24 protein-coding genes are annotated in these 24,653 nt (G+C 43.6%); 22 read left to right on the top strand and 2 right to left on the bottom strand.

What is annotated here, in order from left to right; translation table 11 throughout:
- Positions 1–123: 123 nt before the first annotated feature.
- The 7 genes from HMPREF1521_RS06095 (at position 124) to HMPREF1521_RS06065 (ending at position 9,585) form a co-directional block, all read left to right on the top strand.
- Positions 124–984 carry a polysaccharide deacetylase family protein gene (locus tag HMPREF1521_RS06095; RefSeq protein ID WP_038117140.1) on the top strand — a complete coding sequence of 287 codons (861 nt, stop codon included), beginning with the start codon at positions 124–126 and terminating at the stop codon, positions 982–984.
- 8 nt (positions 985–992) lie between these two features.
- Positions 993–1,487 (top strand): molybdenum cofactor biosynthesis protein B, encoded by a 495-nt coding sequence (locus HMPREF1521_RS06090; RefSeq protein ID WP_038117138.1) that lies wholly within the window; start codon positions 993–995, stop codon positions 1,485–1,487.
- A 110-nt stretch (positions 1,488–1,597) separates the two neighbouring features.
- Positions 1,598–2,050 carry an Rrf2 family transcriptional regulator gene (locus HMPREF1521_RS06085; RefSeq protein ID WP_038117137.1) on the top strand — a complete coding sequence of 151 codons (453 nt, stop codon included), beginning with the start codon at positions 1,598–1,600 and terminating at the stop codon, positions 2,048–2,050.
- Positions 2,051–2,116: 66 nt separating this feature from the next.
- Entirely contained in the window at positions 2,117–3,505 is a 1,389-nt protein-coding gene (locus HMPREF1521_RS06080) for a cytochrome ubiquinol oxidase subunit I (RefSeq protein ID WP_038117136.1), read from the top strand.
- On the top strand, positions 3,496–4,515 hold the full coding sequence (gene cydB / locus HMPREF1521_RS06075) for a cytochrome d ubiquinol oxidase subunit II (protein WP_038117134.1): 1,020 nt from the start codon (positions 3,496–3,498) through the stop codon (positions 4,513–4,515). The genes HMPREF1521_RS06080 and cydB overlap by 10 nt, the downstream gene beginning before the upstream one ends.
- A 166-nt stretch (positions 4,516–4,681) precedes the next feature.
- Positions 4,682–8,326, top strand: a complete 3,645-nt coding sequence (gene cydD, locus HMPREF1521_RS06070; RefSeq protein ID WP_038117132.1) for a thiol reductant ABC exporter subunit CydD — start codon at positions 4,682–4,684, stop codon at positions 8,324–8,326.
- An 89-nt stretch (positions 8,327–8,415) separates the two neighbouring features.
- Positions 8,416–9,585 (top strand): hypothetical protein, encoded by a 1,170-nt coding sequence (locus HMPREF1521_RS06065; protein ID WP_038117130.1) that lies wholly within the window; start codon positions 8,416–8,418, stop codon positions 9,583–9,585.
- A 250-nt stretch (positions 9,586–9,835) separates the two neighbouring features.
- On the opposite strand, the gene HMPREF1521_RS06060 is transcribed toward HMPREF1521_RS06065, so the two are convergent.
- Both HMPREF1521_RS06060 and HMPREF1521_RS06055 read right to left on the bottom strand, forming a co-directional pair.
- Positions 9,836–10,426, bottom strand: a complete 591-nt coding sequence (locus HMPREF1521_RS06060) for a DUF805 domain-containing protein (RefSeq protein ID WP_038117129.1) — start codon at positions 10,424–10,426, stop codon at positions 9,836–9,838.
- A gap of 24 nt (positions 10,427–10,450) precedes the next feature.
- Positions 10,451–11,284: a pyridoxamine kinase gene (locus tag HMPREF1521_RS06055; RefSeq protein WP_038117127.1), complete on the bottom strand. Its 834-nt coding sequence runs from the start codon at positions 11,282–11,284 to the stop codon at positions 10,451–10,453.
- A gap of 134 nt (positions 11,285–11,418) precedes the next feature.
- Here HMPREF1521_RS06055 and HMPREF1521_RS06050 point away from each other — a divergent pair, with 134 nt between their 5' ends.
- The 15 genes from HMPREF1521_RS06050 to HMPREF1521_RS05980 all read left to right on the top strand — a co-directional run bounded on the left by HMPREF1521_RS06050 (position 11,419) and on the right by HMPREF1521_RS05980 (position 24,618).
- Positions 11,419–12,351, top strand: a complete 933-nt coding sequence (locus tag HMPREF1521_RS06050) for an ABC transporter permease (protein ID WP_038117126.1) — start codon at positions 11,419–11,421, stop codon at positions 12,349–12,351.
- Positions 12,344–13,243: an ABC transporter permease gene (locus tag HMPREF1521_RS06045; protein WP_038117124.1), complete on the top strand. Its 900-nt coding sequence runs from the start codon at positions 12,344–12,346 to the stop codon at positions 13,241–13,243. Before HMPREF1521_RS06050 ends, HMPREF1521_RS06045 begins: the two co-directional genes overlap by 8 nt.
- Positions 13,243–14,223, top strand: a complete 981-nt coding sequence (locus tag HMPREF1521_RS06040) for an ABC transporter ATP-binding protein (RefSeq protein ID WP_038117121.1) — start codon at positions 13,243–13,245, stop codon at positions 14,221–14,223. Before HMPREF1521_RS06045 ends, HMPREF1521_RS06040 begins: the two co-directional genes overlap by 1 nt.
- The gene (locus HMPREF1521_RS06035; RefSeq protein ID WP_038117119.1) at positions 14,223–15,170 is read left to right on the top strand and encodes an ABC transporter ATP-binding protein; all 948 of its coding nucleotides are present in this window, start codon (positions 14,223–14,225) and stop codon (positions 15,168–15,170) included. Before HMPREF1521_RS06040 ends, HMPREF1521_RS06035 begins: the two co-directional genes overlap by 1 nt.
- A gap of 13 nt (positions 15,171–15,183) precedes the next feature.
- The gene (locus tag HMPREF1521_RS06030) at positions 15,184–16,002 is read left to right on the top strand and encodes a serine hydrolase (protein WP_038117117.1); all 819 of its coding nucleotides are present in this window, start codon (positions 15,184–15,186) and stop codon (positions 16,000–16,002) included.
- Entirely contained in the window at positions 15,999–17,600 is a 1,602-nt protein-coding gene (locus HMPREF1521_RS06025) for a peptide ABC transporter substrate-binding protein (protein WP_038117114.1), read from the top strand. Before HMPREF1521_RS06030 ends, HMPREF1521_RS06025 begins: the two co-directional genes overlap by 4 nt.
- A 94-nt stretch (positions 17,601–17,694) precedes the next feature.
- Positions 17,695–18,633 (top strand): LD-carboxypeptidase, encoded by a 939-nt coding sequence (locus HMPREF1521_RS06020; RefSeq protein ID WP_038117112.1) that lies wholly within the window; start codon positions 17,695–17,697, stop codon positions 18,631–18,633.
- Positions 18,634–18,648: 15 nt separating this feature from the next.
- On the top strand, positions 18,649–19,794 hold the full coding sequence (locus HMPREF1521_RS06015) for an amidohydrolase (RefSeq protein ID WP_038117111.1): 1,146 nt from the start codon (positions 18,649–18,651) through the stop codon (positions 19,792–19,794).
- Positions 19,795–19,887: 93 nt separating this feature from the next.
- Positions 19,888–21,264, top strand: coding sequence for an ABC-F family ATP-binding cassette domain-containing protein (locus tag HMPREF1521_RS06010; protein WP_038117109.1), 1,377 nt, complete (start codon positions 19,888–19,890; stop codon positions 21,262–21,264).
- An 8-nt stretch (positions 21,265–21,272) separates the two neighbouring features.
- Complete coding sequence (folE, locus tag HMPREF1521_RS06005; protein WP_038117108.1) at positions 21,273–21,842, top strand: GTP cyclohydrolase I; 570 nt, start codon at positions 21,273–21,275, stop codon at positions 21,840–21,842.
- Positions 21,835–22,668, top strand: coding sequence for a dihydropteroate synthase (gene folP, locus HMPREF1521_RS06000; RefSeq protein ID WP_038117106.1), 834 nt, complete (start codon positions 21,835–21,837; stop codon positions 22,666–22,668). Before folE ends, folP begins: the two co-directional genes overlap by 8 nt.
- 1 nt (position 22,669) lies before the next feature.
- A complete protein-coding gene (gene folB, locus HMPREF1521_RS05995; protein WP_038117103.1) occupies positions 22,670–23,032 on the top strand; it encodes a dihydroneopterin aldolase in 363 nt (120 codons plus the stop codon).
- On the top strand, positions 23,032–23,499 hold the full coding sequence (gene folK, locus HMPREF1521_RS05990; protein WP_038117100.1) for a 2-amino-4-hydroxy-6-hydroxymethyldihydropteridine diphosphokinase: 468 nt from the start codon (positions 23,032–23,034) through the stop codon (positions 23,497–23,499). The genes folB and folK overlap by 1 nt, the downstream gene beginning before the upstream one ends.
- A 57-nt stretch (positions 23,500–23,556) precedes the next feature.
- On the top strand, positions 23,557–24,366 hold the full coding sequence (locus HMPREF1521_RS05985; protein WP_038117097.1) for a hypothetical protein: 810 nt from the start codon (positions 23,557–23,559) through the stop codon (positions 24,364–24,366).
- Positions 24,367–24,378: 12 nt separating this feature from the next.
- A complete protein-coding gene (locus HMPREF1521_RS05980) occupies positions 24,379–24,618 on the top strand; it encodes a GlsB/YeaQ/YmgE family stress response membrane protein (protein WP_038117095.1) in 240 nt (79 codons plus the stop codon).
- The last annotated feature ends 35 nt before the right edge of the window (positions 24,619–24,653 follow it).

Raw genomic sequence — 24,653 nt, 5'->3', positions numbered from 1 at the left:
CAAGCGAAAAGTAGTGTGTCTTTTTTTGTGTATACCTCTTAATTCATAAGGATTCTTATTGAAAAAACAGGTTAAAGTATGGTATTCTCGATACGTATCTAAATGATGGGAGTGATAAAAACTATGTATAAGTATGGCATAGGATGTATTAAGAATATAGTATTCGCCTGTTTCATTGTTATTGCTTTATTAGCCGCGGCAATCGGTATCATGTGGGGCATATCAACCGATTATAAAATTTATGGCGTGCCGGTTCTTAATTATCATCAGGTGAATGATGAGAAACAGTCGTCGCTGACTGTGAAAGTAGATGAATTTCATCGTCAAATGGCGTATCTCCATGATCATGGATATCACACGATAACTTTGGATGAGCTTTATGATTATGTAGAGAAGGGCAGGGCCTTACCGGATAAGCCGATTGTGCTTACCTTTGATGATGGATATATCGATAATTACAATAATGTATTGCCCATTTTGAAAGAATATAATATGAAGGCGACTCTATTTATGATCAGTGATGCAGTGAATACAGACCGATTTTTAAGCATCGATGAACTACATAAAATGGAGGCAGGCGGTTTTGATGTACAAGGGCACACAAATCATCACAAGGTGTTAACACATGTGGATCTTACTCAATTACCAGATGAAATTGGTGGAGGCAAAACGACGTTAGAGGCCATACTAGGCGAGCCGGTAAGATATTTAGCGTATCCGGGCGGATTTAATAATGGTATTGTTCAACATGTTACAAAGACATCGGGATATAAGATGGCTTTCACGGTTCAACCGGGGACGGTAAAACCGGGGGATAATTTATATGCGTTGCCAAGACTCGCGGTATTTGAAGGTGATACGACTTATTTATCATTTTTATTGCGCCTACATTGTGCGCCGTTTATTCAATATACATGGGGGTTACGCGATACATTGCGTGACAAGGGGTGGATTCAGCTGGCCTCTTTAGTTCCATTATTCTAGGAGGAGTTATGTCTCAGGAAGTTGTAGTAAGACCGTTACGTGTTGCGGTATTAACTGTTTCAGATACACGCACATTGGAGACCGACAAGGGCGGTAATAAGGTACAGGAATTTTTAGAAAATGCCAATCATATTGTTGCGGCGCGGCGAATTGTTATCGATGACTATAATGAAATTCGCAATGCCATGATTCCCTGGTGTGATGATGAAAGTATCGATGTCATCATATCTACAGGCGGTACAGGTATTGCCAAACGGGATGTTACGATTGAGGCCGCTAACAGTTTATATGAAAAGCATATTCCCGGATTTGGTGAGATTTTCAGGTTCCTATCCTATACGGAAGATATCGGTACAAAGGCTATGGCGTCTCGGGCAGAGGCGGGAGTCAATAATCATACTCTTATATTTTCTGTACCCGGATCCGTAGGGGCAGTTACATTGGCTATGGGAAAACTGATTATTCCTGAAATGGCTCATTTGGTGAGAGAAATAACTAAATAAACGATGAGTTAATCATGAAAAAAGAAAACAATACCATTGCAGTATTGTTTTCTTTCATTTATACTAGTCTTAGTAATACGTAAGTCCGTGTGTATAAGAAAGGAGATTATATGAAGTTAAATCAGGCCACGGATTATGCATTTCGTATGGTTTTACATATGTCTTTGTTATCTCCTGGAGAAAAGGTAACAGGTGCTGTGTTGGCCGAGAGGGAGTTAATTCCTGAACGGTTTTTGCTCAAAATTATGCGTAGTCTTATTGCAGCAGGGATTATGAGATCCTTCCGCGGTGTGGATGGCGGGTTTGCACTTAATCGTGAACCTAAAAATATTTCATTGCTCGATGTGATTAGAGCGGTAGAAGGGGATGCGTATTTACAACAATGTTTATATGATATGGGTTCATGTTCAAAGTCTTGTAAGGGACGTTGTGCTATTAATGAAGCGATGGGAATCATTCAACATCAACTAATAGATCAGTTAGAAGGGGTTAATTTTTACCAGTTGGCTGAGCGAGAGGCGGCTATATTGCAAGAATTACGACCACTTTCACAAGTGCAATGATGCAAGTCTTGAAATCGATGAGCTCATCAAGTGATGGTAGGAATTTAATTCTAAGGAGGAAAACAGATGTTTGAGGCTGTAGATTTAGCTCGATTACAATTTGCGCTAACATCTATTTATCACTGGTTATTCGTGCCTTTTACGATAGGCATGACAGTGATCGTAGCTATTTTAGAGTGGACCTATGTGGCCACCGGTAAAGAAGTATATAAAAAAATGGCAAAGTTCTGGGGAAAATTATTCCTTATTAACTTTGCTATGGGGGTTGTGACGGGTATTGTTCAGGAATTCCACTTCGGTATGAACTGGGCGGAATACTCTCGTTTTATGGGTGATATTTTCGGTGCTCCGTTAGCCCTTGAAGCATTAATGGCATTTTTCTTGGAATCCACATTTATGGGGGCGTGGATCTTCGGTTGGGACCGTTTGAATAAAGGGGTTCATGCTTTTGTAGCTACGTTGGTAGCGTTGGGGACAAGTTTATCTGCCTTCTGGATACTCGTAGCGAATTCTTTTATGCAACATCCTGTAGGGTATGTATTACGTAATGGCCGTGTAGAGATGGAGAACTTTTTTACTATCATTCAAAACGGTTATGTGCCGGGACAATTCTTTCATATCGTATTTAATGGTTTATTAACTGCCGGTATAATCATCATGTCTATCAGTGCTTGGCATTTATTGCGTAACAATGCTACTGATTTTTATCGCAAGTCTGCTAAATGGGGCATGGTTTTTGCCCTTGTATTCGGTACATTGGGGGCCTTGGCCGGTCACCATCAGGGGCAGTATGTTACAAAGGTACAGCCGATGAAAATGGCAGCGATGGAAGCGTTATGGGAAACACAGGATCCGGCTCCATTCTCGCTGGTTGCCAATATCGATGTAAAGGAACAGAAAAATACAGGTGCCATTGAAATTCCCGGTGGCTTGTCTTTCTTGACTCAAAATTCATTCACTTCCGGCAAGGTGGAAGGAATTAAAGAATTACAAGCTAAGTCCGAGGCTCAATATGGACCTGGTAACTACATCCCTGATGTACGAGCTATTTTCTGGACATTCCGTATCATGGTCGCTGCCGGTTCTCTCATGTTGCTTGTCGCTTTTGTAGGACTTATCCTCAATGCGAAGAATAAGCTTGTAGGAAATCGCATCTTCTTAAAAATTATGTTCTGGATGTTACCGTTGCCGTTTATCGCGCATTCCACGGGATGGTTTGTAGCGGAAGCGGGGCGTCAACCATGGATTGTATATGGTTTACAACTCACTGCGGACGGTGCATCTAAAGCTGTAACGGCAGGTGAAATTTTGACGACGATTATCGGTTTTACTCTCATGTATCTATTAGCGGCTATTGCGGCAATTTACCTTGCTGTAGAGCATATTAAAAAAGGTCCGGAAGGTAATCCGTCTCATGATGTGGTTGAAAAAGAGGAGGCGCGACTATGGAACTGATTTGGAACAACCTTGAGGTGGTATGGTTCATCTTAATTACCATACTGTTTGCGGGCTTCTTCTTATTAGAAGGCTTTGACTATGGAACAGGAATTTTGTTGCCGATCATCGGTAAAACTGATGTGGAACGTCGCCAAATGATTAATGCGCTAGGCCCTATATGGGATGGCAATGAAGTGTGGATGATTACTGCTGGCGGTGCTTTGTTTGCATCCTTCCCGCATGTATATGCTACATTATTCAGCGGTTTCTATCTGGTACTATTTTTGATGCTTTCTATGCTTATCATTCGCGGCGTATCCTTTGAATTCCGCTCCAAAAGCCCTAATCTATTATGGCGTAAGACCTTTGATTACTGTATCTTTTTCGGCTCGTTAATCCCTGCTTTATTATGGGGCATTATGGTAGGCGATTTGATTCAAGGTACACCGATCGATGGAAGTATGACCTATGTGGGCACAATCTCAGATTTATTTACCGCATATACTATTCCTTGCGGCATAGCATTTGTTTTGTTATTTATATACCATGGCGGTTTATTTACATCTATTAAGACTGCCGGGCCTATATCTGAACGTGCTAGAGCTGCATCATTAGTAGCCGGTGTTCCAGCTGCTATCAGCATCATAGCATTGGCGGTACTTACCTATGTATATACCGATTTATTTAACTCCGTAGGTGCTCTTATCTGTTTCATGTTAGCGATTTTGTCGTTTCTTATTTCCTGGGGAGCTACACGTACTCGTAATATAAAATGGGGTTTTGTATTCAGCTCTTTAGCCGTTATTTTAGGAACCGTCGCATATTTTGCCGGCTTATTCCCTCGTATTATGGTTTCGTCCTTGAATCCTGAGTGGAGCTTAACAATTTCTAATGCGGCAAATTCTACATACACATTGGCATTAATGACTTGCGTAGCATTCGTGTTTGTACCGATTATTTTGGTGTACCAATCCTGGGTATATTGGACATTCCGTCATCGTGTAACAGAAAAAGATTTACATTACTAATCGGATGGAATTTATAGTATTCAAAGTTTATATTATCTGAATCATGAAAATTAGTATTCATTGTGAGGCGTGCTGTAGCGGCACGTCTCTTTTTTGTGGTAAGATGAGTGTAATATTGATAAAATTAGATTCAATTTAGAATTAGTACTTTTAAAAGGGATATTATATGATACAACGTACCGCATTAAAGGCGTTACTCGAGCATAAGGGACCGTTCTTTTTACTCGGGATGACATGTTTTATTGAAAGCCTCGCCATAGTTACACAGGCATGGTTTTTTGCTGTTTTACTTAATAATTTCATATTCTTGGAGCATTCAGTTCAGGATGAACTTGATATTTTGATTTATTTAGGGATTGCCATTATATTTCGCCTGGGTTCTCATTATTTACAGGAGACGATAGCATCGAGGCTGGGGAGCTCCGTGAAAGCATCTTTTCGTGCTCACGCATTACGACATATGTTTCAGCTCGGCGTGCAGCAGAAAGAGCGACATGGCGATATGATTCATATGATCACGGATGGCTTAGACCAGGTGGATGCCTATGTGGTTCGTTATATTCCGCAAATTCTCTATGCCGTCATGATTCCCCTTGTGATGGGAATTGCCATTGTAAATACGATGCCGATTATCGGTATTCTTCTTATCATAACCGTTCCATTGATTCCGTTTTTTATGATCCTGATCGGAAAGCAGGCAGATCGCCTCAACAAGGAACAGTGGGAACGTATGAGCTTTTTATCAGGCCATTTTCTTGACGTGCTACAAGGTATTACGACATTGAAACTGTTTGGTCGTGCAAAAGAGCAAATTCATGTTATAGCCCGTTTATCTCGAGAGTTTAAAGATTCCACGTTGCGTGTGTTGCGTGTCGCTTTTTTGTCCGCATTAGTGCTTGAATTAGTGAGCACTATCAGTACCGCTTTGATCGCTGTCTATTTAGGTTTAACCTTGCTGGATGGAGATATCGCTTTTTTACCGGCATTTTTTATTTTACTGCTGGCACCGGAGTTTTATACACCGTTCAGACAGTTGGGGGCGGCCTTCCATACAGGGATGGCCGGAAAGACGTCTATACTTAAATACGAAGAATTTATGGCATCTCAATCACTTTTACCCGAAGGTGGATCTCAATGTATCGGTGAGCCGCTACAAGAGATTTCAATTGATGTATTAACCTTTACCTATGGAGAGGGTAAAAACGGTATACACCATATATCTTTACAGGCGCATCGTGATAAACCCGTCATGCTTGTCGGTGAAAGTGGAGCGGGGAAATCAACGATTGCTCATATTGTAGGCGGATTTTTAAAGGCTCCGACAGGTACGGTTTTTGTTGACGGTTATGATATAACGGAGTTAGATATAGACTGGTGGCGTCGACAAGTTATTTATGTATCTCAACGGCCTCATCTTATGAAAGGAACTCTGCGTGAGATTCTATCCTTTGGCCTGGATGTCAGTGATGAGGACATTTTAAATGCGTGTAATGAGGTGGCGTTAATTGACGTAATCAAACGTAAACCGGAAGGCCTCGATACGGTTATCGGTGAAGGCGGTGCAGGTCTTAGCGGAGGTGAGCGACAGCGGGTAGCCCTAGCGCGTGCATTTTTACGACGGGGACAAATTCTTGTCCTGGATGAAGTGACAGCTCACTTGGATGTAAAAACAGAATCTATAATCAGTCATGCCGTTCAACGCCTGATGAAGGGGAAAATCGTCATTCTCATCGGACATCGATTGCAGACGATGCACTGGGCATCGTCTCTTTATGTGTTGAAAGACGGACATATTATTCAACAAGGTACCTATGATGAACTCATCAATAATGATGGATATTTTAAGGAGTTAGTATCGGCAGGAATCGGAAAGCTTGATATAGCTTCGAACGGACTATCTGCTGATGTTGGCAAATCAGATGATACCGTTTCGGGAGCTTTCACATTGTATGAATCTGGCTATGAAGCACCGGAGAATGTGCCGGTTGGTCAATCGGTACATCCCTCGCTTCGTGCTGAAGCGATGTACGGGGACGACACGCCACATAATGAAAGCTTGGAGAGAAGCGGCGCTGGATCCATTATTGATTTACAAGGCTGGAAGCTGTTATTTTCTGTTCTTGGCCCTGCTAAATGGTCCCTCGTACTTGCTTTGATTTTTACATTTCTTACGGTTTTTATGAATGTAGGTCTTCTCAGTGTATCCGCTTGGTTGTTGGCCTCCGCCGCATTACATCCGGATATAACATATTTGAGCCTTGCTATTGTCGGGGTACGCTTCTTCGGAATCAGTCGTGCCGTGTGTCGATATTTTGAACGATATACATCGCATCGCATGGCGTTTCAGGGCTTATACGGATTGCGCCTCTGGTTTTATAAAAGGTTGGAGCCGCTTGCACCGGCGATTTTGAAACGTATCGGAGCGGGCGATATGTTAAGCCGTATTATGGGGGACATTGAAGTATTACAATTTTTCTATTTGCGTACCTTAATTCCGCCGATAGCTGCTATCGGCTTGACCGCATTAGTAGCGTACGGTGCTTTTACAATCAGCCCTGGCCTGTTATGGGCCGTTTTGATAGCTGCAGTCGTGACGGGGATTATATTACCAATAGTTGTATATGGTTATAATCAAAAAAATCTTCGCGTGATTGCACCACAGCAGGGCGAATACAAAGCTTTACTTAGCGATACAATGGACAGTTTGGAGGATATCATCAGTTACGGCAATGAAAATCTTGTGTATGAACGAATTCAATCTATGATGACCGCGGTTGATGACTGTAAGTCATCCATAGATAAGAATATGAATCGTGGGAATACGGTTTTTATCGCGTGTATACAGTTAACAGTTATCATAGTGTCCTGTATGGCTGCACATGCGTTGTCGGGGCTTTATGCGAGCGTTATGGTAGCCGTAGCGGCTATTGGTATTCAGGCATGGTTTGAATCATTGCAGCCGATGATAGCCGCTGTTCATCACGGTGTTGAAAGCCGGATTGCGACGAATCGTTTATTAGCTTTAGCGCAAGAGCGACCTTCTGTAATCGAAAATGGACAGCCGGAGCTGATTGATACGATAGAACATATACATTTTAAAGACGTATCCTTTGCGTATGATGAACATAATACTATTTATGAAAATCTTGATGTATTCATCCCTAAAGGGCAATCTGTAGCAATTGTCGGAGCCAGCGGCTCCGGTAAAACAACATTGTTTAATATGCTGGAGCGACTTTATGATTACGGTGGCTCGATTGATATAGGGAAGCATGAGTTAAAACATATCGCTATCGATGCGTGGAGAGAGCTACTGGGGACCATTACACAAGATACATATTTTTTCCATGCTTCTTTGAGGGATAATATTCGGCTCGCCAGACCGAGTGCATCCGATGACGATATAAATAGGACCATTAAAAGAGCTTCTTTGCAGTCGGTTGTAAATCGGCTACCGATGGGGCTTGATACCATTATCGGATCCGGCGGGCATGGCTTGAGCGGTGGTGAACGACAACGCGTTGCCTTGGCAAGATTGTTTTTGCGCGATCCGCAACTCGTGCTGCTGGATGAACCCTTAGAAGGTCTTGATCAGGTGACCAGAAGGTCTTTACATACAGACTTGATGAAATACATAGAGGGAAAAACATGTCTTTATATCACTCATCAATTAGAAGGCCTGGAAAAAATGGATCGTATTTTATTTATGGATCAGGGGCAAATTGTTGAAGATGGCACTTACGATGAACTTATTGCATCGGGCGGAAGATTTTATGAATACTGTTATTTGTCTATGGCACGAATCGGGTAGCAGATTTAGTAGCCTTATATCGATAAATTACGCAATATATGGTATAATTTGAGTGTTAAAAGCTATTTCATGTTACCCTTGGAGGGGTTATGACTAGAATTTTCACCAAATTACGTGCTTTGGTGGATGAAGCATTGTCTGAACGGGACACGACGATTGAGTCTACTACTGTTAGTAATACCGTATCGATGGAGCCGGAGCTCTTCGATCATCGTCTATTATATATAGAAGAGGATATGGTTAATCGCATGTTGCGTGCCGCTCTTCGCAATCATTGGTTATTTTATTCCGTAACCTTTGAGTTTGAACCGAATAATCAGATATTCCTGTCCATTATTACGAAGTGGGGGAATGTAATCAATGTGGAGTTTACCTTAGAAGATTTATGGTTCGATGATTATTCATCATCATTTGCCATACGGTTAGATACAAATAATATAGATACAGGCGGTTTTATTCTAAATTCCGTTCTCCATCTACTTGGGAATTGGTGCCTCAGTCTGTTTGGAATATTCTTTAATCCCATTGAACTGGGTGAAAAGGGTTCCACTATGCGTTTTGAAAAGAAAGGTATCATTCAATTCGATCTCTTGCCGAATACGAGGGTCAAGAAGTTTATACCATTACCGGAACGCCATATCGGTAGCACTGGCCCTATTCTGTTGGGAAATCCGAGAACCAGTCAGTCCGTATTACAGTTGGATTACTATGCGTTTCATGATCCTGTGGATACTTTTACGGTACCGGATGTGCCGACTCGTACCAGTTGGCTGCGCTCTATCGATATAGCGGCGGTTTTACTGTTGCCAATCGGTGTATGGATTACCTTCATCATCCTGCATCACTATTTACCGACGGAAACCTTGGAATTTTCCTTTTCCACATACTTCTTGATTTCTCTGGGAATTTTTATTATCTCCTTCCTGGTGATGAATATTCCGCGCTATCTGTATATGTACTTTGATTCGCGTAAGCAGTGGCAGAGCGCCTTTGTACATAACAATATCAAGATTCAGATGCGCAAATTACATCGTCGTATCTTCATGCAGCAGGCGACACTTACGTCGGATTGTGATGAATGTACCGCAAATGAAAGCCAGGAGCGTATCAAGCACTTATTGCTTCAAATTCGGGATAAGCGTTTTTTAGCGAATCGTTTAAAGATTGCTGATGATGACCGAGCGCGGAAACAGAAGGTTAAATTTATCATTGCCTATATCGGCTGTACATTAATAGAACTGATGTTATTGATGAATTGAGTATGTATAGTCGGTAATAAATGTTTTGATAGCAATTACGTTTTAAATATATAAATATAATATGATATAAAAATACCGTATCTCGGATTTATCGTGTCCGCTTGCTGTTAGATTTATTTTAATCTAATCGTAGGCGGACATTTCATTTACGAGATACGGTATCATTGGTTGAGGTAGGTTAATCGTTTTGTAGTAATTGTATTTGTATATTAAACTAGTGTTTGTATATCAATTACTGCAAGCGGATAGCTTAGAGATTTTTCTTTTTGCGACGTTTTCGTGCGGCTTTTCGTTTTTTCTGAGCCTGTTCGCTTTTTGGCTCTCTCGCCGGTTCGAAAGCTTTTTGTGGTACGCTCATAAACGGTGGATAACCATATTCATTAGGTTCCGGTTGGCCGGGCAAAACCCAGAACAGAAAACCCACGAGCCATATAAAAAGGTATAATAAATAATTAACCGGGGAGACGGCTGTATAGGTATTGATGAAAATGATAATGGCTGACCAGAGAATACCGGCCCATGCATTAAATCCGATATCGTGAATGCGTCGTCCGAAGAGAGCACATGATAACGGGAATAGGGTGGCCAATAATATCCATATGAAAGCACGGGAAATCCAGTATGCCGGTAAAGATACGACGAATTCTATCAGTTTAGTGTCAAGAATATGGACGATATAGAATAATATCATCAGCACGATAAATAGTATGATAAATTGTAAACGGTTTATCCGGCCGGATAAGTTAAATATCGATAAGCCTTTACGGCGCCCCAGAAATGCGATGAGTAAACCGATGGCGCAAATCAGAAGTGTACGCAGTAATGCATAGATTAAATCCATAAATTCCCCTCTTTAAAATTTTTATTACAAATTTATTAATTCCGGTAAGACGAGTTCGAATGCCACACCATGTTTCATTGATTTTACATTATCTACGGTTGCCTGAATCGCTTTTGTCGTAAAATTCATAGCCAGCTCTGCCGCATCGTACGGCGAGTATCCTTTCATGACGGCACCGGATAACACGGCGGTGAAAATATCTCCGGTTCCGGTTGCTTTTACAGGTACCAGCGGGATAGAATAGGTTTGTAAGTTGTCTGTAATGCCGTTGTATACGGCGATGGTGGCGTGCGTTTCGGATGGTACACTGGTCATGATGACCATGTCCGGTCCCATCCGATGTAATTGCTTGCAGCGGTGTCGCAACTCATCTTCGCTGATAGGTTGTGTTGAATACGGTATATCCAATAAAAAACAGGCCTCCGTATAGTTCGGTTTGACGATATGCGCTTTAGATACGAGGTGGCGCATGGCAACGACCATGTCCGATGTATAGATGGAATAAAGACGGCCGTCATCGGCCATAGCCGGATCGACGATAATCATTTGGTTATCATTGCCAAAACGATTAATGGCCTCCTCTACGAGCTGAATCTGCTCGGGAGATGCCAAAAAGCCGCTGACGATAGCGTGAAAATCGATGTTATTCTTTTCCCAGCAATCCATAAAATCGCGCATGTGATCGGAGAGGTCTACGAATTCATAGTGCGGATATTCTAAGTGATTGCTCAATACAGCTGTAGCCAGCGGAACCGCCTGACATCGCATGGCACTGATGATAGGAATCATAACCGTAAGGGCGCAGCGACCGATGGAGCTCATATCCTGAATGGTTAATATTCGCGGTACTGTATTCATAAACACCTCCAATAGATTATATCTTCTATTGTACGGTATAGCAGGCGTCCTGTAAATGTAATCATTAAATTCGTGAAAAATTTTTCACAATATAGTATAATAAAAAGATAAAATTTTCTATGGAGGATAGTTAAATGACAAGGTATGTGTTTCGACGTCTAGGTGGCGCAATTATAATCTTGTGGGTTATTATTACCGTAACCTTTGCATTAATGCATGCAATACCGGGTGGACCTTTTACAACGGAAAAAAAATTACCGCCTCAGGTAAAAGCAAGTATTGAAGCGAAGTATCATTTGGATGATCCGTTGTGGAAGCAATATGGCGATTATCTGGGCAGTGTGGTTCAGGGTGATCTGGGACCGTCATTTAAATATGAAGGGCGGAGTGTTAACGATATCATCAATGATGCATTTCCGGTTTCCGCACAGCTCGGGTTGTTGGCGTTAGCCGTAGCCGTTGCAGGTGGAATTACGGCCGGAGCTATCAGTGCGATGCGACCAAATGGTATTGTAGATTACGTGATAACATTTGTATCCACCTTGGGCATTTCTGTGCCTACCTTTATTATTGGAGCCGTGTTGGTATATGTGGTAGGCTTTGAATTGGGCTGGCTACCTGTCGCATTATGGCGTGGACCGTCCTATATGGTGTTGCCCGTACTTACTTTGGCGGCACAGCCGATGGCGTTTATTGCACGGCTCACCAGAAGCGGTTTGCTCGATGTGTATCAACAGGAATATATCCGTACGGCACGTGCTAAGGGCCTGAGCCGTTGGACAATTTTGACGCGGCACGCTTTAGGTAATGCCATACTGCCTGTAATTACATATTTAGGACCTTTAGCGGCGGGACTTTTGACCGGCAGCTTCATCGTGGAAACGATTTTTGCGATTCCTGGTTTAGGTCAATATTTTGTAACGTCTATTTATAATCGGGATTATACGGTTATTTTAGGTATAACGATTTTTTATAGTGCCCTCGTAGTAGCACTTAATATTCTTGTGGATATGGTGTACCCATTGATCGATCCACGCGTGACGACAGGGGAGGACAGAAATGAATAGAGAAGAATTTTTTCCTATTGAACGCTCCCCGCAGGATGACAGTTCGACGTTTGTAAAACGTCCGGGTAAGTGGGAACGATTCAAGGTAAATCGATTAGCCGTTGTAGGTGCGTCCATTATTCTGGTGATGATTGTACTGGCGATTTTAGGACCTATTATCTCACCGTATACCTATGCGGATCAATCTTTATTGAATGCGAATCAGGAGCCGAGCTTTGAACATTGGTTCGGTACCGACACATTAGGCCGTGATATTTATACGCGCGTTATGTACGGCGCCCGTATTTCCTTGACTATCGGGTTTGTAGCGGCTTTCATCAATCTTGTTATCGGTGTAATGTATGGCGGTATTGCTGGTTATATGGGCGGCAAGGTGGACCGTATCATGATGGCTATCGTAGATATCCTTTACGGTATTCCTCTCCTGCTATATGTTATTTTGCTGATGGTCGTACTGGGACCGGGTCTTATGTCTATTTTTCTGGCCTTGGGTATTGCTTATTGGCTAAATATGGCTCGTATCGTACGCAGTCAGATTTTGAAAGTGAAACGTGAGGAATATATCGTTGCCGCTGAGGCGATGGGGATTCCGAAGAGACGTATTTTAATGCGTCATATTTTGCCGAACTGTGTGGGGCCTATTATCATTACCTTGATGTTGGCTATTCCGGAAGCTATTTTTACGGAAGCATTTCTCAGCTTTATCGGACTCGGTGTAAATGCACCGATGGCAAGTTGGGGTGTGTTGGCATCCGAAGGTATCAGCAGTATGCGTTCTTACCCGTTTCAGTTGATTTTTCCTGCTGTCGCAATCAGTATAACTATGCTCGGTTTTGTATTTCTCGGCGACGGCTTGCGCAATGTATTGGATCCTAAGGAAGGAGATAGATGATGAACAACAAAATTATTGATGTTCGCAATGTGTCTATTACGATTGATACCTTCCAAGGTCCGTTGCGTGTGATTCGAAATCAAGATCTCACCTTGAAAGCCGGAGAAATCTTAGGTATCGTGGGTGAGTCCGGATGCGGTAAATCTGTGCTCGTTAATTCGTTAATGGGTCTATTACCGAGCGGGAAAACGAGGATTAAGGCCGATTCATTTGTAATCGATGGTCATGATTGCTTATCATATGATGAGGATGACTGGAATGAATTGCGAGGCACCACGGTAGCTATGGTGTTCCAGGATCCTATGACCTCCTTAAACCCGATTTTGACGATTGGTGAACAGTTGTATGAAGTCATCGACCGCAGTAATGCCTATGGTGACGATTACGATGAGAAGGCGATAGCCATTGATTTGTTAACGAAGATGGGCTTGTCTACACCGGAGAAGCGTTTATCGCAATATCCCCATGAGTTGAGTGGCGGTATGCGTCAGCGGGTATGTATCGCCATGGCTGTGGCGGGGCGACCAAAGATTCTCATCTGCGATGAGCCGACGACGGCACTTGATGTGACTACAGAGGCCCAGATTTTACGCCTCATGCAGACCTTAGCCGTAGAAGCAGGTATTGGAATTATTTTTATTTCTCATAATTTGCGTGTCATTGCTCAGCTTTGTGATCGCGTTATGGTTTTATATGCCGGTAAATGTGTAGAGTCTGCGACCGTTGACGGAATATTTAATGACCCGAGACATCCTTATACAATAGGTCTGCTGTTGGCATTGCCCCAAGGGAAATGGCATGGTGAACTGAAAGCCGTAGAAGGTCAGCCGCCGGATTTATTTAATCTGCCTCGAGGCTGTTCTTTTAATCCTCGTTGTAAATGGGCTATGCGCATTTGCGGCAAGCGTATCCCGATGGATGTGGATGTCGCTGAAAATCATCAATTTGCATGTTGGTTATCTAAGTTGGAGGGACTCTAATGGGATATGTATGGGAGACAGAAAATCTCGTTAAAGAGTTTACTCTGTCAAGCGGCTTATTTAAGCCGAAACAAACGGTACATGCTTTACAAGGGGTTAGCCTGTATCAATCGGAAGGTGAAACACTCGGTATTGTTGGGGAATCCGGTTGCGGTAAATCCACTTTCGGATACACCTTGATGGGTTTACATGAGGCTACGTCCGGTTCCATTTATATGAACGGTCAGGAAATTGATCCTTATAGAAATCGAGAGGCGGTTCATCCTGTGATGCAGATGGTTTTTCAAAATCCTTACGCATCGCTCAATCCAAGGCTTACCGTTAACACTATTTTAGAAGAGCCTTTGGAGTTGGATACGAAATACACCGCTCGAGATCGTGTCATTCGTGTAAAAGAAGTGTTGGAGCAGGTAGGCCTTACGATGGCTTTCGGGGAACGATATGCTCATGAATTATCCGGCGGTCAACGGCAACGTATCGGTATTGCGCGTGCTTTGATTATGGAGCCGAAATGTATTATCTGCGATGAGCCGCTTTCGGCATTAGATGTATCGATTCAGGTACAGATTATGACGTTATTGGAACGTTTGCAGGTATTAAACGGGATATCGTACCTTTTCATTTCTCATGATTTGAGTATGGTGCGTTACATCAGCCATCGGATGGTGGTTATGTACATGGGGTCTGTTATGGAAGAGGGACCGGCTCTCGATTTGTATGAATTCCCACAACATCCATATACTCGTGCGTTAACGGCACTGAACGGACCGGTTATCCCTCATGCGCCGATAGGGACACCGCTCAGAGGGGAGCCGCCAAATCCATTAAATCCGCCCACAGGATGCTTATTCAGCGGACGTTGTCCGGAGGCGGAACAAAGGTGTTATACAGAGCGACCACCGCTCAGGGAGTGGGCTGATCGTCGTATTGCGTGTTGGCATTTGTAACGGGAGATTATAAATGGGAAAACTAATTGTTGGCAAGTCTTTGGAGAATAGGCTTGATGCGTACATCAGAGAATTTGCACCTACCGGGAACATATCCTATGTAGTTATGCAATTTGATGATGGCGAGGAACCGATTCTCATCGCTGCTAAGGGAGAACATACGGTACATACCGGTGCGAGTATGATTAAGGTACTCATTATGGAATACGTTTTTCATTTGGCTCGCACCGAGCAACTGAATCTGAATGATGCGGTTCCTCTTTCTCGTACACCTCGAGTTGAAGGGGGCGGAGCATTACAGGAGCTGACAGGTAAACATAGTTTTACATATTTGGAATTATGTCGGCTGATGATGGTGCTCAGTGATAATTGGGCTACAAACCTTCTTATCGTGACGCTCGGTATGGAGAATATCAATGCCCGTGCGGAACAGCTGGGGCTTGATGACTTGGAACTTAATCGTATGATGATGGACTTTGAGGCATCTTCAGAGGGCCGGGAGAATCGGCTAACCGCCATGTCCTTAGCACGCTTGTATCATCACATTTTTGAACATAGAGACCGTGATGCATACGGTCATGAAATGTGGAATATTTTGGGACGTCAACAATTTAGAGATATTCTGCCCTTTTATTGGGGCGAAGATGTATGCTTTCACCATAAAACGGGATCTCTTGATTGCGTAGAGCATGATGGAGGCGTACTGGAAACATTTAGAGGTCATTTTTGTTTTGTGCTGCTCATGAGCGGCATTGGAAATGACCGTGCCAAAGAATTAGGTGCTCGAGTGGGGCGCAGTATGAAAGAATTTGTAGAGGAAGCATTGCCATGATGGATAAACGCAATTTGTTAAAACTCATGGTTCTCGCTCTCGGTGTGAGTGTGATTCTATTTGTGTTCGGATACCCAAGAGGGGCTCAACATATAGATGAACATACAATCCGTTATGTTTTAGAGCAGGAACCGTCTACGCTAGATCCGGCGAAGTCGAACACGTCTCCGGAGGCTACGGTACAATTACAATTATTTGATGGCCTTGTGCGCCTCAATGACGAAAGTGAGCCGGAACCGGCGCTTGCGAAAAACTGGGAAATTTCCGAAGATGGTTTGGAATATACATTCCATTTACGACCTGACTTGAAGTGGTCGAACGGTGAGCCGTTGACCGCCCGCGACTTTGAATACGCATGGAAGCGTGCCCTAAATCCTGATGTTCATGCGGATAATGCGTATATGTTATATGTACTGAAAAACGGCGAAGCCTATAATAACGGTGATGCCGAGGCTGATGATGTAGGTGTTAAGGCCGTTGATGATGATACGCTTGTAGTTACACTGGAAAATCCGACGGCGTATTTCTTGAAACTGCTTGCATCTCACGGTTATTATCCGGTGAATAAAAAAGCGGTAGAGGCTCATGAAAACTGGGCATCCGAGGCGGAAACGCTGGTATCCAACGGCCCGTACCGTCTGCTTCGTTGGCACCACAACGGAGAAATGGATTTTGTAAAGAATCCGAACTATTGGGATGCCGATTCCGTTAAGACCGAAAACATGAACTGGCCTATCAGTGAATCTCAAAGTACGCGGTTGACCCTTGTGGAAGGCGGCGAAGCCGATATGACCGTGGAACCGCCGGTGGCGGATCAACAGCGGCTGGAAGAGGCCGGTCTGTTACATATCGGGCCTATGTTGGGTAACTATTACTATGTGTTTAACGTGACCGCCGAACCGTTCACAGATCCTGAAGTGCGTAAAGCATTCTCCATGGTTATCAATCGGGCTGATATCGTTAAAAATATCGTCAAGGGCGGTAAAGAGGCCGCATATGCGTTCGTGCCGTACGGTATGCTTGAAAGTAACGGCCGCGATGATTTCCGCGAAGCCGGCAGCTATCTCGTGTACGAAGATGTGGAACAGGCGAAGGAAATTCTGAGAAACGCAGGCTATGGGAAAAATCGTCCGTTGCCGCCGATTACGATTTTGTACAACACCAGCGAGTTGCACAAATCTATTGCAGAAGCTATTCAAGCGGCCTGGACCGAAGCTTTTGGTGCAGATGTGCGTTTGCAGAATCAGGAAACAAAGGTATTCCTCGCTGATAGAGAGGCCGGTAAATATCAGGTGGCTCGTGCTTCCTGGGTAGCGGACTACAGCGACCCTCAAAACTTCCTGGAGGTGTTCTCCGCAGAGGATAATGACGGTCAATATCATAGCGAAGAATACAATGACCTCATTGCGCGTATCCGCGTAACCCCTAATGGGGCGGAACGTGATGCGCTCATGCATGATGCGGAAAAGATGATTTTTGATGAATCCCTTGTTATGCCGTTGTATTTTACAACCCAGCCATATGTAACGAACGGAACAATTCAAGATTATTTCTGGACCACATTGGGTCTTGTTGACTTTAAAAAAGCATACAAATAAGATACACTTAAGACGTACACATTGTGTACGTCTTTTTGTATGTTTCCTTTCCAGAATGAAAGTTAGGAAAGTTTAGATAAAGTTGTGAGGTATTATGGAGTGGAAATATCCAAAGCGGTTGGTGCCGGGTATGACAATCGGATGTATAGCACCTGCCAGCAGCAGCTCTGAGTCATTAGAAATGATACAGCAGATATGCAGGGCGAAAGGGTATGATGTTATATTCGGTGAATCCTGTCGCAGCAAGGGACTATATGGCGGAGCGGCAGAGAAACAAGCCGAAGAATTTCAATGGATGATGACAGATGGCCCTTGTGATGCGGTCTTGGCATTGCGCGGCGGTTACGGCACGATGCGATATATTGATAAAATTGACTATGATGCTATTCGAGCGTATAAGAAGCCCTTTATCGGTTATAGTGACTGTACAGCTCTTCATATGGCGATTAATCGATACAGTCGGCTCGTAACCTATCACGGCCCGATGGGGGTTGATTTTAAACCGGAAAGATATGATGACATTGATGCTCTATTTAATGCGGTGGAAGGTAATCTGCAGGTGATTGAACCGTTACCGGAGCCGCCCCGCGGTGCCATCGGAACCGAATTAGGTGACGGTATCTTGCGTGGCGGTAACATGACAATGCTATCCATGCTTTGCGGTACTCCGTATTTTTTTGAGGATGACAGTATTGAGGATATGATTCTCTTTATTGAAGATATAGGGGAAGCGCCGTATAAATTAGATCGTATGTTGCAACAATGGCGTCTATCGGGATTGTTGAATCGCATCAAAGGTCTTATGATCGGAACTTTCACGGATTGTGAGGGTGATGAGGATGAACAGGGGTATGATATAGGGTATGAAGCATTGCGATATATGGAGGAAAATCGTAACTCGTCTTTGCCGGAGCCTTTCGTATGTTATGTTCCGACCGGACACGGTACGCCACATCAGACATTGCCGTTAGGGGCGCATGTTCATTTCAGATATATTTCAAACACAATCGTGTTATCGCCGTATACATCCTAATAAGAAAGAGGAATTATGACATTAAAGGAACGTGAAGCACAGGCTTGTGCTATTATTGACAATTTGCAGGATGAGTTAAAGGAAATTTCTCTATTTCTGCATGATAATCCCGAGTTGGGACAGGCGGAATTTAAAGCGCTGGAGAAAATCAGTCAGTACATGACGGATAAAGGATTTATCACACAAGTCGGATTAACCGGACGGCCTGAACTGCGCACCGCAATGCGCAGTGATAAGAATATAGAAGGGAATCATAAAATGGCTTTTCTCGGCGAATATGATGCATTGCCCGAGTTAGGTCATGGGTGCGGACATAATTTAATCGCAATCATGAGTATGGGCGCGGCTATAGCCTTTAGCCAAACTTGTGATGAACGTTGGGGCACCACCTTCTTCGGCTGTCCTGCCGAAGAAACTATCGGCGGTAAGGTATATATGACGGAGGAGCATCTCTTTGATGGATATGAGGGGGCACTTATCATTCATCCGGGGGGTGAAAATGAGGTTGGCGGCACATCGTTGGCGACGCATCCTCTGGAGGTGACCTTTTTCGGCCGTGCCTGTCATATCGCATCCCTTACAGATTCCGGTGTCAATGCGCTTGACTGCGCCGTTGATTTATATCAATCGATAAAGCGTATGAAAGCGGAGCAATTTCCTAAGGGTGCTATCATAGGTACCATTTTTACGGAGGCCGGTTCGGCCCCTAATGTGGTGACTGATACGGCAACGCTGCGCATGACGGTGCGCGGTAGGACTGTGGATGATCTGGAACATATTATTTTACCGGCTATTAAAGCTGAGGCAAAGAAGATAGCAGCGCGCTATGGTGCTCGTGTGGATATGCATCATTATGAGCCTCTCTTTAAGGATATGCGTCAGGATAAGATGTTACTGGAGCTGTTTGATGAGGTGATGACTGAGTTCGGTGAACGGCCGAGGAGACTGCCCGATGACGAAGCTGACGGCAGTACTGATGTAGGCAATGTGTCCTATGAGGTACCGACGGCACAGCCGACATTGCAAATAGGTTTGGGGCTGGAGGCGCATACACCGGAGTTCACCTGTGCATCGGGGACTGAGTATGGCCTCAACCAAGCGATTAAAGGCGCAAAAATCATGGCAGTTGTCGCATTGCGATATGCGATGTCCAAATTTTGACATAATGTATACAATCAAGGTACAATAGATACGATAATTAGTACGAAACAAGCCGTCTTATGCAAGGCGGCTTTTATTCCGATGGAGATAGATATGAGTGTGTTAACCGTTTCCCATGTGACTCATGGTTTTGGGGCGCGACAAATTTTAGATGATGCATCGTTCCGATTGCTGAAAGGCGAGCATGTAGGTCTCATAGGGGCTAATGGGGAAGGGAAATCTACATTCCTCAACATCATTACCGGTAAATTACCGCCTGATGAGGGTAAGATAGAATGGTCCAATCAGGTGACTGTGGGTTATTTGGATCAACATGCAGTACTTGAAAAGGGCATGACAATTCGAGATGTCTTGCAAAAGGCCTTTGATGACCTTTTTGTGATGGAACAGAATATCAACGATGCTTATAATCGCATGGGTGATGTCTCGGAAGATGAAATGAATAAACTGCTCGAACAGGTCGGGGAATGGCAGGAGATCCTTGAACAGCGGGGCTTTTACGAAATTGATGCGGTTATTGAACGCACCGCATCCGGTTTAGGGCTCATGGATATCGGGCTCGATCGGGATGTGACCGAACTCAGCGGTGGACAGCGTACCAAGGTGCTATTAACAAAATTGTTACTGGAAAAACCGACGATTTTACTGTTGGATGAACCGACAAACTATTTGGATGTAGAGCATATTCATTGGTTACAAAATTACTTGCAGAATTATGAAAATGCATTTATTCTGATTTCTCATGATATGGAGTTCTTAAATTCAGTAGTCAATGTGATTTATCATATCGAGCAAGCCGTGCTTACGCGCTATACCGGTGACTATCATCAGTTCCAGGCGGCTTATGAGGTAAAGAAGGCGCAAGCCCAAAAGGCGTATGAACGTCAGCAGCAGGAAATCGAACGCATGGAGGATTTTATCCAGCGCAACAAGGCGCGTGTTGCGACGCGGGGCATGGCAAATTCGCGAGCAAAGCGGTTGGAGAAGATGGAAATCCTGGAAAAACCGAAGGAATATATCAAGCCTAGTTTCGGTTTTAAGGAAGGACGTACGCCGAGTCGATTTATCGTGGAGGCCTTTGGCCTTGAAATCGGCTATGATGCACCGTCTAACTCGGAGACGGCCCTTGACTATATCTGGAATGAGTATCCGGCGATGACTAATGCGGAGGTACGGGCGGCATTGGCGAGATGCGGTCTTACCAATGAACATATTACATCTCAAATGCGCGTGCTTTCAGGCGGAGAGAATGCGAAGGTACGCCTTTGTAAATTGATGCAGAATAAGTACAATGTTTTGGTTCTGGATGAACCGACAAATCATCTGGATGTGTATGCGAAAGAAGAATTGAGCCGTGCGTTACGCGCGTTCAAAGGTACAATTGTGCTCGTAAGTCATGAACCCGAATTTTATAACGGGTGGGTTACGGATATTTGGAATATTGAGGATTGGACGACAAAAATTGTTTAGGAGGACCGATGAATCAACGTGCGAAGGACGGGATAAAGCAGTTTTTACAGGCTTTATCTGTTGATACAGAGGCGCCGGAATTAGAAAAAACACCAAGTCGTGTAACGGAATTATACGGCGAATTATTTAGCGGTGTCGGGATGGATACGAAATCCGCGTGGGGCGACACCTTTACGGCGGATTATAAGGGCCTGGTAGCTTTGAGTGGAATACCGTTTTATTCCATGTGTGAACATCATTTATTGCCGTTTTTCGGTACTGTAGATATTGTATACCAGCCGAAGGACGGTTGTGTAGCGGGGCTCAGTAAGTTTCAGGATGTGGTGAACATCCTCAGTCGAAGACCGCAATTACAGGAGCGGTTGACGTCAGAACTGGCCGATGCGATTATGGATGATTTATCGGCTCACGGTGTATTTGTGCGCATTACATCAACTCAGTTATGCATGTTGATTAAGGGGACTATGCAGCAAGATTCAAAGGTAATCACCTTGGAGAGTCGCGGTGTATTAGATGAGACAGGGACGTTTCGAGATGAAGCGTTAGCGATGTTAGGCGGAGGACAGGCAGATGTTTAAACGTAGAAATTATTCATGGAAAGATGGGAAGAGCTTGGCTTTATCCGATCGAACCCTCATTATGGGGATTTTAAATGGAACGCCTGATTCCTTTTCGGATGGAGGTCAATTTAACACGCCCCAGACGGCAGTGGATCATGTGAAACAGATGATTCAGGATGGGGCGGATATCATTGACCTCGGTGTCGAATCAACGAGACCTGGAGCAACACCGTTGACGGCGGATGAAGAGATCAGTCGTTTATCTGAGTTGCTGGAACCGGTACTGAATGCATCGACGGTTCCTGTTTCGATTGATACATATCATGCGAAGACCGCGGATTATGCGTTTTCAAAAGGAGCGCATATCATAAATGACGTGTGGGGACTGCATTACGACCCGGATATGGCGGCTGTTGCGGCACAATACAAGGTGCCTATTATTATCATGCACAACAGCAATGATACGAACTATGGTGATATTATTGAAGATATGAAAGCCTTTTTCTTTGCTGCTATAGACAAGGCGATGAAAGAAGGCGTATTACCTCAACAGATCTGGATTGATCCGGGAATCGGTTTCGGCAAGACGGAAGAACAGAACATTGAGGTTATACAGCGGTTGGGCGAATTGACGGCATATGAATATCCGGTTTTATTAGCGCCTAGTCGAAAACGTTTTATCGGTTCTATCTTGGGCGGCCTGCCACCGGAAGAACGTGACGAAGGTACCGTAGCAGCGTGCATTACCGGTGTATTCCAAGGCGTTGATATGGTACGTGTTCATAATGTACGGATGCATAAGCGAGCTTTAGCCGTGGCGGATAGCTTGCTGCGAGGTGAATAATATGGATAAAATCGTATTAAAGAATATGGGCTTTTACGGATATCATGGAAATCTGGAGTCGGAACAGGAACAGGGACAACGGTTCTTTGTGGACGTGGAAATCACCACGGATCTTACAAAGGCGGGACAAAGCGATAATTTAGAGGATTCCATTAACTATGTAGAAGTCTATGAGTTGGTGCGTTCCGTTATGATCGGTGAGAAATGCAATCTGTTAGAGCGGTTGGGGGCGCTCATTTCGGACTCCTTATATCAGCATTATCAAGGTATAGTAGGGTTGTCCGTGACGGTGCGCAAACCATCGGTGCCGATTGCGGGTATGCTTGATTATGTCGAGGTGGTTACTACGCGGGGCCAAATTTGATGTATACTTATTTCATCGGTGTCGGGTCGAATCTGGGGGACAGATATCGATATATTGATGAAGCATTTCAATCCTTTCAGACTCGTCATGATATATATAATGCGCACACCTCCACGTTGATTGAAACTGAACCGTGGGGATATAAAGATCAAGATACATTTATAAATGGCATGTGGTCCTGTGAAAGCAGTTTGTCGCCACATGATATGCTCGAAGTATTGCAGAATCTGGAGCGCATTGCCGGTAGAGAACGGCATATTCATTGGGGACCGAGAACATTGGATTTAGATATCATTTTAATTTATAAGGATGATAGGTTACTTTCTGTTGAAGATGAGAGTCTCACGGTTCCGCATCCATATTTCTGGGAACGGGATTTTGTACTGAAGTCGTTGAAGGAATTATTGCCTGATTTCATTTATGATGGAATATCTATCAAGGATAGATTATCTGTATTAGATATATAATATACGAGGCATATTATATAGTTACGTTTTATGATAAGGGGTTCCTGGGGAGGATAAATGTATATAAAACGTATAGGTCTATGCGTTCTGGCCATAATTATAATGGGGTTATCATATTGGCTTGCCGTGGGTGGAACCAATCATGGTACCAAGACGATTCGCATAGATCCGGAGTCGCATGCATTGGTAAATTCCAGTGATGCAGTTATCTCCAAACGCATTTTAGCTATGAAAACTGTAGACTCACGAGTTTATTTTCTTGGCTATGACGGTTATGGAGTGTATAATCTAGATAATAATACTCTTAGCCTTATGCCGATTGCTTTCAGAGGTCCTCATGTGGATGTTCCGGAAACAACGGCATATCAAAGAGGGTTAAAGAATGTTATTAAGGTAAAAGCGTTTTCCGATTTTGATGATAAGGATCGGTCCGAGTTGGAAGGATTGTTAAAATCCTCTGATCGTGGAACCTATTATTATGGAGACTTCTATCATTCCGGTTATGAAGCATCTCTTATAGATCTGCGGGATCAGTATTTTATTACAAATACGGTACGAGCATTAAAACGGGTTAATCATACATTATATGTGTATGATGCATCGGGATTTATCATCATTGATTTGGATACGCGACAGATTCAAGGATTTTTCAATAATCGCATTAGTGGTGAGGGTGCGAAGGGGATACCGGATAGCTTACGCGGTCATTATGGACCGAATTTCACTATGATTTATGCATTATCTAAATTAGCTCCTGAAAATTTGGATATTCTTTGGACGATGCGCAAGCAGTATTTAGAAAAATCCCCTCAAGTTGTAGAGGAGAAAGATTTATTTCCTTTAAATCTTGAGGATATGACATTATAGGAGGTATATATTATGCTTTGGTCTATTATTGTAGGCGGATTTATCGGCTTTGTGGCAGGTTGTATTACAGATAAATCTGCAAAAATGGGTATTATTTATCGTGTTGTTGCAGGTTTAGTCGGTGCTTCTGTAGGTCAAACCTTGCTTGGCACTTGGGGCCCTAGCCTTGCCGGCATGGCATTGATCCCGTCTATTGCGGGTGCTGTTATCGTTGTTGCCGTTGTGAGCTTCTTTACAGGTCGCAATAGCTAATTTCTTTTAGCTTGGTATTAAGCTTTTTAGAATAT

Source organism: Veillonella sp. AS16 (genome assembly GCF_000517785.1).
GTDB lineage: Bacteria > Bacillota > Negativicutes > Veillonellales > Veillonellaceae > Veillonella > Veillonella denticariosi.
Note: the sequence above shows the minus strand (reverse complement) of the source record. Positions and strands in the feature narration are given on the sequence as shown.

Excerpts from the sequence above, each read along its gene's own strand:
- HMPREF1521_RS06095 (WP_038117140.1), top strand. The coding sequence starts at position 124 with ATGTATAAGTATGGCATAGGATGTATTAAGAATATAGTATTCGCCTGT.
- HMPREF1521_RS06090 (WP_038117138.1), top strand. The coding sequence starts at position 993 with ATGTCTCAGGAAGTTGTAGTAAGACCGTTACGTGTTGCGGTATTAACT.
- HMPREF1521_RS06085 (WP_038117137.1), top strand. The coding sequence starts at position 1,598 with ATGAAGTTAAATCAGGCCACGGATTATGCATTTCGTATGGTTTTACAT.
- HMPREF1521_RS06080 (WP_038117136.1), top strand. The coding sequence starts at position 2,117 with ATGTTTGAGGCTGTAGATTTAGCTCGATTACAATTTGCGCTAACATCT.
- cydB (WP_038117134.1), top strand. The coding sequence starts at position 3,496 with ATGGAACTGATTTGGAACAACCTTGAGGTGGTATGGTTCATCTTAATT.
- cydD (WP_038117132.1), top strand. The coding sequence starts at position 4,682 with ATGATACAACGTACCGCATTAAAGGCGTTACTCGAGCATAAGGGACCG.
- HMPREF1521_RS06065 (WP_038117130.1), top strand. The coding sequence starts at position 8,416 with ATGACTAGAATTTTCACCAAATTACGTGCTTTGGTGGATGAAGCATTG.
- HMPREF1521_RS06060 (WP_038117129.1), bottom strand. The coding sequence starts at position 10,426 with ATGGATTTAATCTATGCATTACTGCGTACACTTCTGATTTGCGCCATC.
- HMPREF1521_RS06055 (WP_038117127.1), bottom strand. The coding sequence starts at position 11,284 with ATGAATACAGTACCGCGAATATTAACCATTCAGGATATGAGCTCCATC.
- HMPREF1521_RS06050 (WP_038117126.1), top strand. The coding sequence starts at position 11,419 with ATGACAAGGTATGTGTTTCGACGTCTAGGTGGCGCAATTATAATCTTG.
- HMPREF1521_RS06045 (WP_038117124.1), top strand. The coding sequence starts at position 12,344 with ATGAATAGAGAAGAATTTTTTCCTATTGAACGCTCCCCGCAGGATGAC.
- HMPREF1521_RS06040 (WP_038117121.1), top strand. The coding sequence starts at position 13,243 with ATGAACAACAAAATTATTGATGTTCGCAATGTGTCTATTACGATTGAT.
- HMPREF1521_RS06035 (WP_038117119.1), top strand. The coding sequence starts at position 14,223 with ATGGGATATGTATGGGAGACAGAAAATCTCGTTAAAGAGTTTACTCTG.
- HMPREF1521_RS06030 (WP_038117117.1), top strand. The coding sequence starts at position 15,184 with ATGGGAAAACTAATTGTTGGCAAGTCTTTGGAGAATAGGCTTGATGCG.
- HMPREF1521_RS06025 (WP_038117114.1), top strand. The coding sequence starts at position 15,999 with ATGATGGATAAACGCAATTTGTTAAAACTCATGGTTCTCGCTCTCGGT.
- HMPREF1521_RS06020 (WP_038117112.1), top strand. The coding sequence starts at position 17,695 with ATGGAGTGGAAATATCCAAAGCGGTTGGTGCCGGGTATGACAATCGGA.
- HMPREF1521_RS06015 (WP_038117111.1), top strand. The coding sequence starts at position 18,649 with ATGACATTAAAGGAACGTGAAGCACAGGCTTGTGCTATTATTGACAAT.
- HMPREF1521_RS06010 (WP_038117109.1), top strand. The coding sequence starts at position 19,888 with ATGAGTGTGTTAACCGTTTCCCATGTGACTCATGGTTTTGGGGCGCGA.
- folE (WP_038117108.1), top strand. The coding sequence starts at position 21,273 with ATGAATCAACGTGCGAAGGACGGGATAAAGCAGTTTTTACAGGCTTTA.
- folP (WP_038117106.1), top strand. The coding sequence starts at position 21,835 with ATGTTTAAACGTAGAAATTATTCATGGAAAGATGGGAAGAGCTTGGCT.
- folB (WP_038117103.1), top strand. The coding sequence starts at position 22,670 with ATGGATAAAATCGTATTAAAGAATATGGGCTTTTACGGATATCATGGA.
- folK (WP_038117100.1), top strand. The coding sequence starts at position 23,032 with ATGTATACTTATTTCATCGGTGTCGGGTCGAATCTGGGGGACAGATAT.
- HMPREF1521_RS05985 (WP_038117097.1), top strand. The coding sequence starts at position 23,557 with ATGTATATAAAACGTATAGGTCTATGCGTTCTGGCCATAATTATAATG.
- HMPREF1521_RS05980 (WP_038117095.1), top strand. The coding sequence starts at position 24,379 with ATGCTTTGGTCTATTATTGTAGGCGGATTTATCGGCTTTGTGGCAGGT.